We start from the raw sequence: 13,639 nt of genomic DNA, 5'->3' as shown, positions 1-13,639 counted from the left end.
GCACTCGTTTGGCATCGATTCTCTCTGCCACCGACTCGTTGAAAACGGTCATCTTCTCGCTCCCTATGGGTCGCTACGATTGGGTGGGGAGATCTTTTTCAAAACAATAGCCCCCATACACAGTAGATCCTTCTCTTACAATTCGCGGCAGCGATGCGAAGGGCTTTAGTCCGGGCTTGCCCGGATGAGCGCTTTTGCGCGAAACCGTAGCAGCGCGGTCTGAGTTTCACGAAGAGCCGCCCAGATTTTTCTTGGAAGAATTTTAAGAATTTATAATATTCCTTTCGTTTTTTCTGACTTAAATTTGGTAGGGGATTGGGAATTTTTGTTAGGCTGACAGGTTTAGATTTTGTTGGAAGGATTTGGGTTTTGGCTTGGATTTCTTGGAAGGATGGGGAGGCCAAAAAGGATGGACAGACTGGAAAAACCGGGTTTTGTTGAAAAAGTAGGATCGGTTTTTGGCCGACTTTCCTGCTTCTGATCTTATATATTTTTTAAACCTATCTATTCTTAAATATAAGGGGAAATCCGATGTCCGGGCATAGTAAGTGGGCAACGATTAAACGTAAAAAAGACGCTATCGATTCTAAAAGAGGGGCGATTTTCACTAAGGTGGTCAAGGAGATCACTGTTGCGGCGCGTATGGGTGGAGGGGATGTTAATACCAATCCAAGACTTAGGCTCGCGGTCCTGAAAGGAAAGGCAAGCAACATGCCCAAAGATAATATCGATAGGGCGATCAAGAAAGGAACTGGAGAGTTGGAAGGCGTTGTATATGAAGAATGCCTTTATGAATGTTTTGGACCAGGTGGAACTGCGATCATGGTGGAAGCAGTAACCGATAAAAAAACCAGGACAACTCCGGAGATTAAAAGTATTCTTACTAAGTTGGGCGGTTCTTTGGCGACTACAGGTAGCGTTAGTCGTCTTTTCGAAAGAAAAGGTATTATCGTAATTCCTTCTGATCAAATTTCCGAAGAGGAATTGTTCGAATTAGCTGTAGGCGCAGGTGCGGAAGATGTTCAGAACGAGGGCGAAGTTTTCAGAGTAGTAACTTCGCCTGACGATTATGAAGCAGTCCAAACAGCTTTGACAGACAAAGGGATTAAATCGGAAGAATCCGAGATTAAATTCGTTGCATTAGTTGGCGCAGAAGTTTCTGACAAAGAAATTGCAGAAAAAGTAATGAAGCTGATCGACAACTTGGAAGCTCATGACGATGTCCAAGGTGTGAACTCCAACTTCGAACTTTCTCCTGAATTGGAAAAAGAATTCGGCTGAGATTTGTTGGAATTCCAACAAGGTTTTGCGCGTGGAATTCGATTGTCAGTTTGATTAGTCTGTGATAGAGGGGAATTTCCTCTCCCACGGGCCACTCCCCCCACCCGAAGCCGGGCGGGGGCGCCCCTTGCCCCATGTAGGAACTCCTACAATAAGAGCATAATTTTAATTCAGGAGTCTTTTTGGTGAAAATTTTAGGAATAGACCCTGGGTCCCATCGTCTAGGTTATTCCGTTCTTCAGAAAGATAAGTCTGTAATTCGTGTTCTCACTTATGGTACGATAGAAGTTCCGAGTGGAACAAAAAGTCCTGTTAATTTAATTGCTATTCGCAGACAGTTGGATGCGATTTTGGATGAATATCACCCTGATCTCGCTTCTGTCGAAGAATTATTTTTTGCTAAGAATAGAACTACAGCAGCTAAAGTTTACGAAGCGAGGGGAGTTGTTTTGCTTACATTAGGAGAGCATAATGTTCCTGTCGTAGAACCGACTGCTTCTCAAATCAAAAAAGGAACTACCGGTAGTGGAACTGCAGATAAAAAAGATATTAAAGCAGCTTTAAAACTTCTTTTGGGTATGGAAAATTTAACTGGGCATGATGATTCTTGGGATGCTATTGCGTCTGCTTATGTAGGTTTCGCGATGAGCGGCTCTTTTAGAAATAAATGATATATTGGAGGATCTATGGATCGAAAAATTTACCTTTTAGTGATTTTGTTATTTTTGCCTTTGCTGGTTTTCTGCTCTAAAAAATTACAATTAACTGCTTTCGAAGAGAATGGTGTTTATGGTTATAAGGACCAGAACGGAAAAGTCCTAATCTCTCCTCAATATGCACTCGCATATGATTTTAATGAGAATGGTGTAGGTTTTTCTTTTCGCAAAGATGGATGGGTCTGTATAGATTCTCAAAACAAGGTCTTATTAAATACTTTTACTTATGATAATGGTCCGGATTATTTTTCAGAAGGTTTAGCTCGGTTTGTAGAAAATTCTAAATTTGGATTTTTCGATGCTTCTTGTAATAAGGTGATTTCTGCAAATTATGATTTTGCTTTTCCGATCCAAGAAGGTTTTTCTTTGGTTTGTAACAGTTGTGAATCCGAAAGTGATGGAGAACATTCCTCTATTCACGGAGGAAAATACGGCATGATCGACAAAACAGGAAAAATTGTGATCCCGATCGAATACGATTTGATTTCCGAGGTTGATCCTAAATCAAAAACTGTAAGGGCATCCAAGGGGAATGTAAAATCAGAGATCCGTCTTCCCTAAGAGTGATCTCTTCTTATTTACTTAAGTAAACACCCAATAGCACGGCAGTAATACAAACTGTCGTGCTGAGAAGTATATATGCAAAAAAACTAAAATAGCTTCCTGATTGGAGTAATTTGAAGTTTTCTAAAGCAAAAGCGGAGAAGGTTGTGAATCCTCCGCAAAATCCTACTGTTGCAAACAGTCTAAATTCTTCTGAAATTTTTCCCTGAGATAATCCGTAAAATACTCCGATGAGGAGTGAACCAGCTATATTTACAATAAACGTAGAGATCGGAAAAGGGCCGGAATCCTTAGGAATCGCCTGAGATATCATGTATCTACAAACTGATCCTAAAAATCCTCCCAATCCAATGATCAAAAGATTCATTTTGCATTATCTTCGTATAATATTTGTAATCCCCTTAAAGTAAGTAAGGGTTCTATCTTATCGAAAATTTTTGGATTTGCTGCGTGAATGGTAGTTACGAGTCCGCCGGTTCCGATCACTCTATAATCATTTCCATGAGCAGCTCTAACTTCTCTGATAATACCTTCTAAAAGGCCAATCCATCCAAAGAAAAATCCAGCCTGTATAGATTCTATAGTAGAATCTCCTAATATTTTACTCGGAGCCTGGAATACGATTGGAGGTAATTGCGCAGTATTTCTAGTCAAAGCATCCATAGAACCTTTTAGTCCTGGAGCAATCACTCCTCCCAAATAATCAGGAGTATCATCTACTACGCAGAATGTAGTAGCAGTTCCTAAATCTATGATGATTGATTTTCCTGGATGATCCTTTACTGCAGCAGCAGCATTTACTAATCTATCTGCGCCTATCTCGAAAGGTCTGGGATATTTTATCCCAAAAGGAAGTTTCATTTGATACTGAACTCTGATAGGTTCTATCTGGAACCAATCCTGTATCATTCTTTCAATGATTGGATTCAGCGTAGGAACCACAGAAGAATAAATTCCACCAACAATTTGGCTGCTATCTATTTCAAATTCTCGGAGAAAACCTTTAAGATAAAGTCCCATTTCATCGGAGGTCCTATCTCTTCGAGTAACTGTTCTTCTATGGAAAATTGGCTCTTTGGAACCGTTCTTATAAATGCCGAAGACAGTGTTGGTATTTCCAACGTCGATTACTAAGATCATTCTATCCCAAGGACCTGAAATCCTCGGGGCTGTCAATGAATTCGACCATGTTTCCGACCGAGGTCCGGGCTAATAATTTTCCTTCTTCATTTACTCCTAACAAAGTTGCGGTTTTTTGTTCTCCGCTTTCTGTCCAGGCTATGGTTTCTCCTTTCCAGAGAAGTTTTTCATTTATGAATTCTATTCTTTTTTCTCCATCTGAGATTGCGAGTACTGCATCGTTCAGAAGAGGAAGTAATGTTTCTAAAAATCGGGCCCTTCTTCCTTTTTCATTTTGATCATCAGTGATAAACCCTGCGTCACTCAGATAATCTGGAATTTCAGTGCCGTACAGATTGGCGCCGATGCCTAGGATCCAATCCCAAACTTCTCCTTCCTTCTCTGTCTCTATCAATATACCGCAGACTTTTTTTCCATTTAAATAGATATCATTCGGCCATTTGATCCTAAGATCTTTTTTACTGGTAGAAGGGTATACGGACAAAATCGCCTTTGCTACCGCAACTCCAACATACAAAGAGAATAGTCCGGGAGAAGATAGGTTAGAATCAGAGGAGAATTTGCCTGAAAAAATAAAAGGCTCTTTTCCCAATATACTCCAGGTTTTTCCTTTTCTGCCTCGTCCGGAAGATTGAAAATCCGCTAGGATCCAGGATCCTGGAGGGAATTCCTTTCCTTTTAGGATGGTATTCGTTGAGCCTGCTTCCGAGAGAAATATTCCTTTTTCGGGATCCAATAATTGAAACGACATGAGTCTGATTTAGTACACTTTTCTGATACTTCGGACAAGAAAAAATCTGGCACTTGTGCGAAAAAGACAGGTCCTATTACTAAACAAAAAATTCCTCCCTACAAATATATATAGAAAGAGGTTCCTTTGAAGCTTTCCGAGGTTTCTATTCGCAATCCAATTTTCGCATGGATGATGATGGCTGCAATCATCCTGCTGGGAAGTATCGGCTTCTCCCGTATGGGTCTTTCTCAGATGCCAGATGTGGACTTCCCGATCGTGAACGTTACTCTCAACTTGACCGGAGCAAACGCTCAGGTTATGGAGACAGACGTAGTCGATCCAATCGAAGAAGTTTTGATGACAGTCCAAGGTGTGGTAGAAGTTCGTTCTGTTTCCACGGACGGTTCTGCCACGATCACCGTTGAGTTGGAACTCAAACGTGACGTAGATGTCGCAGTCCAAGAGATCCAAACTAAGATTGCACAGGTAAGTAATAAACTTCCAGACGATTTAGATCCAGCAATCATAATGAAATCTAATCCGGATGATCAACCGATTATCTGGGTTGCATTAACCGCTCCCAACAGAACTGACCAGGAAAAGATGGTTTTCGTTAAAACCAGGCTCAAGGACAAGTTCCAAGAAATTCCAGGAGTGGGAGAAATCATACTCGGAGGTTATGTAGACCGCACTATCAATGTGTTTTTGGACCCGATCCGACTTTTAAGAGCGGAACTTACTGTAAACGATATCATAAATACATTAACAGAACAGAATATAGAAGTTCCATCTGGAAGAGTGCAAAATAAACTCTCCGAAGTTTCCTTAAGAGCTGTAGGAGACGTTCCAACTGTAGAACAATTTTCTAATATATATATCAATTCCAGAAGCGGTGCTGCGATGTTCCGTCCAGTTCGTTTGAGAGAAGTTGCCAAGATCGAAGATGGTCTAGACGAAATCAGAAGAATTTCCAGATTTAATGGAGTTTCTGCTGTTGGTCTCGGGATCAAAAAGATCAAAGGAGCAAACGCTGTAGAAGTTGGCGACAAGGTGAAGGAGAAATTAGAAGAACTAAGACCTACTCTTCCTCCTGGATTCGAACTGAATGTCTCCAATGATAATACTACTTTTATCAGGGACTCAGTTCATGAATTAGTTTTTACTCTCATACTTTCTGCAGTGCTAACAGGAATTGTATGTAGATTGTTCTTAGGAAATTGGAGTAGTACTTGGAACGTTCTTCTTGCGATTCCTACTTCAGTGATGGGAACTTTTTTGATCCTGTATTTTGCTGGGTTTACATTAAACACATTCACATTGCTCGGACTTTCTTTGGCGACAGGTATAGTCGTGGATGATGCAATCATGGTGTTGGAGAATATCAGTAGGCATAGAGAATCTGGAAAAACCTGGTTCCAGGCTTCATTGGATGGAGCATCCGAAATTAGATTTGCTGCGTTAGCTGCCACACTCGCGATCATTGCGATTTTCCTTCCTGTTGCGTTCATGAAAGGGATTATCGGACGTTACTTTTTGGAATTCGGAGTTACAGTTTCTGTAGCAGTTGCTCTTTCTCTTTTTGAAGCATTAAGTTTTACTCCAATGAGAGCTTCTCGTTATAAAGAAAGTAAAGAAGCACAGAAAAAACAAAAATCAAAGTCTCCGTTTACTTTACCGGCAGATACTCTCTTTTCTAAATTAAAGAATACTGCAGATCGTTTTTCTTTTTTCAAAAGAATGGATCCAGTTATAGAGAACTTTCTTCAATTTACTGAAAGAGTGTATGGAAAAGTTTTAGAATTTGTAATTCGTAAACCTGCAACTGTGATCGTTTCTTCTATTCTGTTTTTTGCATTTTCCATCATCTTTTTATTCTTACTGAAGAAGGAGTTCATTCCTCCCCAGGATATGGGAAGATTTATTGTTCGAGCAAAAATGCCTATTGGCTCTTCTATCATTCGTACTGATGAAGCAATGAAGAAGGTAGAAGGTTATCTTAGTACTCGCCCAATTGTTGAAAAATATATGAGCAATATAGGCGGAATGGGAGGAACGGAATCCAATACTGGCATGTTCTTTGTTACCATGAAGGATATGGGAAACCGTCCTAAGAGTAAAAAAACCGGAAGAGAGATCACTCAGTCTGAAGTATTCACAGAATTCAGAAAGGATCTGAAAGAACTTGTACCTGAAGCGAAATTTTCCGTACAAGATCTTTCTCAAAGAGGTTTTAGTGCTGGAAGGGGTTATCCTGTTGAATTGGTTCTGACAGGACCTGATTGGGCAACGCTCGCAAAACTTTCAGATTCTATTCGAGAAAAATTAGATTCTTCTAAAACGATTTTGGATATAGATACTGATTATGTTTCAGGACAGCCTGAAGTCAAAATTCTACCCAACAGAGAAGCAGCTGCGGTTCGCGGTGTGAGTATGGCGAATATCGGAAATACGATCGGACCTTTGATGGGAGGACGTAACGTAAGTCGTTTTACTGAGAATGGTAGAAGTTTCGATGTTAGAGTCAAGATAGACAAAGACCAAGGAGAAAGCACGGATATTATTCCGAATATCGGTGTTAGAAACACTTACGGAGAAATTGTTCGTTTGAAAGAAGTTTTGGTTCTTCAAGCAACCAACACTCTTAAAAATATCACCAGGGTGAATCGAGATAGATCGATTAAAATTTTCGGAAATCCCCCTAAAGAAAAAGGACAAACTTGGGCGACGAACGAAGCAATTCGGATCGCAAGAGAAATGCTTCCGGAAGGTTATCATGTAGAGGTGACCGGCTCCGCAAAAACTGCTTCCGAATCTCAGTCTAGTTTATCTGGAGCTTTGATCTTAGGGATTATAATGTCTTTTATGATCTTAGCGAGTCAGTTCAATAGTTTAAAGCAGCCTTTCTATATTCTTCTTTCTATGCCTTTCAGTTTTTCGGGTGCGTTAATCGCTCTTTGGATAGCTGGGCAGTCCTTTAATATGTATAGTTTTATAGGATTGATCCTGCTCTTAGGACTTGTGAAGAAGAACTCAATTCTTCTTGTGGAATTCGTGAATCATGTCAGAAGTGAAGGAAAGAATATTGCAGATGCGATCCGTATTGGGTGCCCTGTCCGTTTGAGGCCGGTGCTTATGACAACATTCTCTTCGATTGCGGCTGCTATCCCTCCAGCTTTGGCCTTGGGCCCGGGGGCAGAAACTAGGATCCCAATGGCGATCACTATCTTAGGTGGTTTGATCGTTTCTACATTAATCACTTTAGTGGTCGTTCCAGCCGCTTATTATCTTATGGAAAATGAGAAAGATGAAGTTCGTAGATACTCTTAATAATTATAAAAAAATAATATTCTCGATTCTTACTTGTTTACTCGTTTGGGAATGTGCTTCCAGTCCGGAAGTAAAAGTCGCAGACGGAGTAGTGGAAGAAAGTTTAAAAAATATCACAGGGATCACTACCCAGGACGTGGAGAAAACAGTTTCGAAAGATACTTTCGGTCTGGACGATCTTTATATTCTCGCGGTAGAAAGAACGGAAAGAATTGCGTTAAAGCATGAGGCAACAGAGCAGGCTTTGGCTCAGAAAGACAAAGCATTCGCTGGATTTATGCCTACACTTTCTTATGTGTTTAACAAATTTTACTCTGTTCCTGGCCATACACAACAGCCTTCTATAGTAGATAATTATAAAACGTATAAGGCAATCCAAAGTGGAGATCCACTTAGTTTATTACCTTCTTCCAGTTCGGGAAGTAATCTTCCTCCTACTGTGGGAGCAGGTTCTCGTCTATTACTCAGTATTCCTATTTCTGCAGGACTTGCTTCTTACCAAGATTATAGAGCTTCTAAAAATTTAGCAGAGCAAAGAAGATTAGAAGCAAAACATGAAGCAGGCAGAATGTATTTAGAAATTGCACAGGCCTACTTCAACTTTTTACAATTGGAAGAAAGTGTTAAAATTTCCCAAGAAGCATACGAGTTGAACCAAGATTCTTTGCAGGAAAGAAAAAGAATGTATGCGGTAGGAAGGATCATGAGATCCGATCTTCTGAATTCAGAAACAAGTCTTTCCAATGCAGAAGCAGTTCTTGCTGATGCAAAATTCCAGCTGGAACAAGTGCGTATTACATTGGCCACAATGGTTGGTTATGAAAAACCGATCTCTGTTGCAGGATTTAAAGCCGAATTGGAACCGATCCCTACGGGAATGGAACCGGAAGAATATTTAGCAAAAAGATATGATGTTCTTTCTGCTTTTCAAAGTGTTAAGGTGGCGGAAGCACAAAAAGACAAGGCGTGGGTGGGTTTTGCTCCTACTATTGCATTAAATAATTATTATTCTTTTCCTTATCCCGGCCAAACACATTCCAAGGATGTCACTGCTCAGTTGCAGATTACAATGCCTTTAACACCATTCTCACAAATGGCTGATCTAAAAGCGGCTGACTCTGCAAAGAAGCAGGCAAAGTTAACTGCTTCTCAAACTAGAAGAACTGCAACTCAAGAGATCCGTAATGCTTTTGAAAGTTTTAAGAATTCTCAAAAGATATTAGCGATATATCAAAAAGCATTTGTATCTGCTCAGGAAACTTCTCAAAGTCAGGCCAGTGGTTACCGCTCCGGTAGAAATAGTAGGATAGAAGCAATTGCATCCAGAATCGGGATGTTAAATGCGGAGATGACTTATCGTAAAATGTTGCACCAACATTCTTTGAATCGTATTGCTCTTGGGGTTGCGATCGGAGAAATCCCTCATCTTCCTGGAGAAAAAAAGGAAGAGTAAAAAAACGGCCGACGATTGCCGGCCGTTCTACTTTTTAAACCGCTGCTGTAGCCTGGCGATTTGCTCTTTCTAAACGTAATAGATTTCCTTCTGCGATAGCTAAAGAATCTATATTATAATCTTGTGAATGTTTGGTTCTTTGTTTTCTCAGATCTCCATCCACTTGGCTTAAAGATCTTTCTAAAAGCATTCCTGCTATAAATCTTGCTGCGATCTCGACAGTTTCGAAGGCGAGTTCGTCTTTTGTAAAACCATCTCCAATCGATTTGTAAGAATGAACTGCTTGTTCTAATTTTTCCCAAAGAGATTTGAGATCCGTTGATGGAGAAAATTTGGACATTTCTTCTTCTGCGTAAGCTCTTAGTTGTCCACTTGCAGACATTCCAGAAACTACTCCTCCGATTGCAGCGACGATCTGTAATTGAGTTGTACCTTCGTAGATTGTAGTAATCCTACTATCTCTGTAGATCCTCGCTACATCGTAATCTTCGGTGTATCCACTTCCACCATGGATTTGGATTGCATCTGATGCAAGAGCCACACAACCTTCGGAAGCATAATACTTGCTCATAGGAGTGAATAAGTCTGCGAGTTTTTCCCAACGGCGAATTGTTTCGTCTTGGTTTACATCTCTCTCGCTCTTACCTTCTTCTTTCAGCATTCTTTCTTTTCTCCAATGATAAAGATCGATTGCTCTTCCTGTTTCTGAAACAAGACATCTTGTAGCTAAAATTTCTCTTTCCATCTTATCCAAAATTTTTCGGACTGCCGGTATCTTCTCTATTGGTTTACCGAATTGTATTCTTTCAGAGGCATATTTTTTTGCTTCGTAATAAGCGGCAGTTCCAATTCCTAAAGATTGAGTTGCGATTGTAAGTCTTGCAGCATTCATCATTCCCATGGAATATTTCACAAGACCGTAACCAGTTTTTCCGATCAGCAATCCCGGAGAATTTTCAAAAACCACTTCGCAGGTAGGGGAACAATGTAATCCCATTTTATGTTCTATTCCTGCAACATGAACGTCCTTGCCTTGTACTAAAAAGAATGAAAGGCCTCTTGCTCCACTTTCTGGACTTCCTGTTCTCGCTAACGTAAGAATAACGGAAGGAGAATCTATATAACCGCATGCATGAGTGATAAACCTTTTTGCCCCGTTAATTTTCCAGGTTCCATCAGCATCTTGAGTTGCTCTGGTTTGTACATTAGGAAGGTCTGAGCCATAATTAGGTTCTGTTAGAGCCATGGCGGCGCTGAATTTTCCTGCGGCGATTTGAGGCAACCATTCATTGCACATCTCTTCGGACGCGAATCTTTCCATGATCTCAACTATATTAATATTTCCGTATGCTAAACAGAATGCTGCATCTGCTCTGGCAGCAATCTCACACATAATGGATTGTACAGTTGCAGGTAAGCCTAAACCTCCATATTGTCTAGAGATGGAAATAGGCATAAGACCTGCATCCTTTAAGGTTTTATAACATTCTTCTTGTGCCTTTGGAAATGTAACTTTGCCGTTCTCATATTTCAAACCTGTTTGGTCCATTTCCTTACTACGAGGAGCCACAAAGTCCCCCATAATTTCTCCCAATGCATCCACAGTAGATTTATAATAATCTATAGCTTCTTGTACGGTAGAAGGTGCATATGCAAACCTGTCGTCGTTAGTCTGCTTGTATTTGGCGGCGTCATGAAAATCGCCTTCGTATGCTGTTATGATCTCCTTCCAATCTATAAGATTATCAAAATGAGTTTGTAAGTCGGTGTTATCTTGGAAATAGTTTCCTTGAATCATTTGTATACTCCCTGTCGCTTAAGGCCTTTAGGTGTACTGCTTTATTAAGCTTGTGTCAAGTATTACCTTCACTTCGTCGATGGAATCGAAACTTTGGTTTGTAATGCGAACAAAGGAGAAGGAACCGAACAGGTGTTTGGAAAAATGTTTGAGCTTTACAATTCGAACAAATCACAATAATTTAACTCTTTAAGACCACGGTTTAAAAGTAACCTTTTCGGGAAGAAACCGAAGTATCTGGCGAGGAATAGAACCATGAATAAAATCGGACTATGTATCGGTTTTGTATGTTTATTAGGATACGTTTTGTCAGGATGTTCCGAATCTGTAGGAGCTCCAAAAGATAAGAAAGGAGGTAAGATGAAATACGAAGTGCAGAAGTCAGAGGATGAATGGAAAAAAGTCCTAAGCCCTGATCAATATCGGATCATTAGAGAGAAGGGGACAGAAAGGGCATTTACCGGAGAATATTATTATAATAAAGATAAAGGAAAATACCTTTGTGCCGCTTGCGGTGCAGAATTATTCAGCTCGGATACAAAATATGAATCAGGAAGCGGCTGGCCTTCTTTTTATAAACCTGCAGCTGATAAGTCTGTTCAATCCGAAACAGATACAAGCCATGGAATGACCCGCACAGAAGTTATGTGCGCCAGATGTGGAGGACATTTAGGACATGTATTCCCTGATGGTCCTGAACCGACCGGGCTAAGATATTGTATCAATTCAGCTTCTTTAAAGTTTAAAAAAGATTAATATCCAAAGGAAAGTATGGCTTCTGCGCAAAAGAGATTAGGCGAAATATTCCGTAACTTACATTCAAAAGATATTTTTGTAATGCCTAACGCATGGGACGCGGGAAGCGCTCGTATGTTGGCAGGTGCAGGATATTCTGCGATTGGGACTACGAGTGCTGGTATCGCTTTTGCAGCAGGGTTACCTGATCACCAGATCATGGGCAAAGAAGACATGCTTACCGAAGTAAAATCTATAGTGGATTCTGTAGGAATTCCAGTAAGTGCGGATCTGGAAGGTGGTTATGGGATCCAACCTTCTCAAGTCGCTGAAACTGTAAAACAAGCGATTGGAATTGGAGTGGTCGGTTGTAATATAGAAGATCTAAGTGGAGATCCTTCTTCTCCTTTGTTAGATATCAAACTAGCGTCAGAAAGAATTTCTGCCATCAGAAATGTCGCAGATCAAAGCGGTATTCCATTTACTCTAACTGCTAGAACAGATGCATTCTTAACAAATCATCCTAATGCGATGGAAGAAGCAATCACCCGTTGTAATTCTTATAAAGAGGCAGGAGCAGATTGTCTTTTTATACCTGGGATAGGAGATCCTAAAACGATAGGCACATTGGTAAATTCTATCAATGGCCCTCTGAATGTGGTAATGGGTTTAAGTCATAACCAACTTACTGTAGAAGAATTAAGATCTCTAGGAGTTCGAAGAATTAGTATAGGCGGAAGTCTTGCTAGAGCTTGTTTTCATCTCATTCGACAGGCTGCATTGGAAATAAAGAACTTGGGCACATTTACCTATGCAGATCATCAGTATTCTCATAAAGAATTATGCGATTTTTTTGCAGAATATGAGGCCAAAACAAAATGACATTCTCCTATATTTCATAGAGCAGAATGACATAAAATTCTGTTTGCGCCTCGGGGCTGAGAATGGATTCTACCGTAGGGCGGGATATTCGCCCGCGGCAGAAACCGAATGAAGAGAGACCATCTTACTTACCTTCCCGAAAAAGGGAATATCCGTCCTGTAATCGTACAACATTTAGCTGAGATCTATCACCATATATATTATTTTTTCTGTCATATCCTGGGGATCTTTATAGAACTTCCGGATCATACTGAGGGATATAAACGCCCCATCGTATGTGTTTCTGGATTTTTAGGAAGAGGTCTTACCTGGACCGCGATGCGCAAACATTTAATCTCTCTTGGGCATCCTGTATATGTGGTTCCACTTGGTTTCCAGACCGGGAATATCCGTAAAAAAAGTAAGATACTTGAGAATTTTCTAATAGAGAAGAATATCAAAGATTGTTATTTGATCTGCCACTCCATGGGAGGACTTATCGCTGCAGGTTTAAGTTATAAGGGAAGAGATAGAGTCAGAAAAATATTCGTGGTAGGATCTCCTATGCACGGAACTTATATGGCTTACCTTGCTCCGATCTTTCCTTGCACCTGGCAGATGATGCCTGGATCCAAATTGGTTAAGGAAGTTGTAGAAACTTATTCAAAATTTCATAATGTACAAGCGGTCTTTACAAAGGGAGAAGGTATCGTCCGTCCTTGGGAAAGCGCTACTCTCGGTCATTTTGATGATGTAGAGATCCCTGAATATGGACATTTGAATTTATACTTAGGACCGCTAGGAATAGAATGCCTTGGCTCTTTAGTTACTTCAGAAGAGAAGAAGGACCCACTTCCGATTAAACAAAAACCAGCTGCTAAGGAAGATACGAAGAAGGAAGCAGTTACTTCTGCTCCTTCCAAAAAAGTTTCTCCTAAAACTTCTGTTGCTAAGAAAACAAGTCCTGCCAAAAAGAAAGTAGCTAAAGCTGCTCCTAAAAAAGCAAAACCCAAGAAGAAACGTTAAACTCC

The 13,639-nt window shown here is 40.4% G+C and carries 12 protein-coding genes; 8 read left to right on the top strand and 4 right to left on the bottom strand.

The window, feature by feature from the left end; translation table 11 throughout:
• The first annotated feature begins 531 nt into the window (after window positions 1–531).
• From CH362_RS18280 to CH362_RS18270, 3 genes are all read left to right on the top strand, one after another.
• Window positions 532–1,281: a YebC/PmpR family DNA-binding transcriptional regulator gene (locus CH362_RS18280; RefSeq protein WP_100706411.1), complete on the top strand. Its 750-nt coding sequence runs from the start codon at window positions 532–534 to the stop codon at window positions 1,279–1,281.
• A 185-nt stretch (window positions 1,282–1,466) separates the two neighbouring features.
• Window positions 1,467–1,952, top strand: a complete 486-nt coding sequence (locus CH362_RS18275; RefSeq protein WP_100711754.1) for a crossover junction endodeoxyribonuclease RuvC — start codon at window positions 1,467–1,469, stop codon at window positions 1,950–1,952.
• A 15-nt stretch (window positions 1,953–1,967) separates the two neighbouring features.
• Entirely contained in the window at window positions 1,968–2,558 is a 591-nt protein-coding gene (locus tag CH362_RS18270) for a WG repeat-containing protein (RefSeq protein WP_100711753.1), read from the top strand.
• A gap of 13 nt (window positions 2,559–2,571) precedes the next feature.
• Here the strand turns inward: CH362_RS18270 and crcB are convergent, their stop codons facing one another.
• The 3 genes from crcB to CH362_RS18255 are packed head-to-tail and all read right to left on the bottom strand — an operon-like array spanning window position 2,572 to window position 4,452.
• The gene (crcB, locus tag CH362_RS18265; protein ID WP_100711752.1) at window positions 2,572–2,928 is read right to left on the bottom strand and encodes a fluoride efflux transporter CrcB; all 357 of its coding nucleotides are present in this window, start codon (window positions 2,926–2,928) and stop codon (window positions 2,572–2,574) included.
• Window positions 2,925–3,701: a type III pantothenate kinase gene (locus tag CH362_RS18260; RefSeq protein ID WP_100711751.1), complete on the bottom strand. Its 777-nt coding sequence runs from the start codon at window positions 3,699–3,701 to the stop codon at window positions 2,925–2,927. Before CH362_RS18260 ends, crcB begins: the two co-directional genes overlap by 4 nt.
• 1 nt (window position 3,702) lies before the next feature.
• Complete coding sequence (locus tag CH362_RS18255; RefSeq protein ID WP_100711750.1) at window positions 3,703–4,452, bottom strand: biotin--[acetyl-CoA-carboxylase] ligase; 750 nt, start codon at window positions 4,450–4,452, stop codon at window positions 3,703–3,705.
• Between the two features lie 171 nt (window positions 4,453–4,623).
• Here CH362_RS18255 and CH362_RS18250 point away from each other — a divergent pair, with 171 nt between their 5' ends.
• Together CH362_RS18250 and CH362_RS18245 are read left to right on the top strand one after the other, a co-directional pair.
• Window positions 4,624–7,761 carry an efflux RND transporter permease subunit gene (locus CH362_RS18250; RefSeq protein WP_244280646.1) on the top strand — a complete coding sequence of 1,046 codons (3,138 nt, stop codon included), beginning with the start codon at window positions 4,624–4,626 and terminating at the stop codon, window positions 7,759–7,761.
• On the top strand, window positions 7,739–9,214 hold the full coding sequence (locus CH362_RS18245) for a TolC family protein (protein WP_100711757.1): 1,476 nt from the start codon (window positions 7,739–7,741) through the stop codon (window positions 9,212–9,214). The genes CH362_RS18250 and CH362_RS18245 overlap by 23 nt, the downstream gene beginning before the upstream one ends.
• A gap of 34 nt (window positions 9,215–9,248) precedes the next feature.
• On the opposite strand, the gene CH362_RS18240 is transcribed toward CH362_RS18245, so the two are convergent.
• On the bottom strand, window positions 9,249–11,012 hold the full coding sequence (locus CH362_RS18240; protein ID WP_100711748.1) for an acyl-CoA dehydrogenase family protein: 1,764 nt from the start codon (window positions 11,010–11,012) through the stop codon (window positions 9,249–9,251).
• 360 nt (window positions 11,013–11,372) lie between these two features.
• Here CH362_RS18240 and msrB point away from each other — a divergent pair, with 360 nt between their 5' ends.
• The 3 genes from msrB (at window position 11,373) to CH362_RS18225 (ending at window position 13,634) form a co-directional block, all read left to right on the top strand.
• A complete protein-coding gene (gene msrB, locus CH362_RS18235) occupies window positions 11,373–11,768 on the top strand; it encodes a peptide-methionine (R)-S-oxide reductase MsrB (protein WP_208859618.1) in 396 nt (131 codons plus the stop codon).
• Window positions 11,769–11,783: 15 nt separating this feature from the next.
• The gene (locus CH362_RS18230) at window positions 11,784–12,629 is read left to right on the top strand and encodes an isocitrate lyase/PEP mutase family protein (protein WP_100711746.1); all 846 of its coding nucleotides are present in this window, start codon (window positions 11,784–11,786) and stop codon (window positions 12,627–12,629) included.
• 108 nt (window positions 12,630–12,737) lie between these two features.
• Window positions 12,738–13,634, top strand: coding sequence for an esterase/lipase family protein (locus CH362_RS18225; RefSeq protein ID WP_100711745.1), 897 nt, complete (start codon window positions 12,738–12,740; stop codon window positions 13,632–13,634).
• The last annotated feature ends 5 nt before the right edge of the window (window positions 13,635–13,639 follow it).

The sequence above is a fragment of the Leptospira saintgironsiae genome (assembly GCF_002811765.1).
Taxonomy (GTDB): Bacteria; Spirochaetota; Leptospiria; order Leptospirales; family Leptospiraceae; genus Leptospira_B; species Leptospira_B saintgironsiae.
The sequence above is the reverse complement of the archived record's forward strand: the minus strand, read 5'-3'. Positions and strand labels throughout refer to the sequence as shown.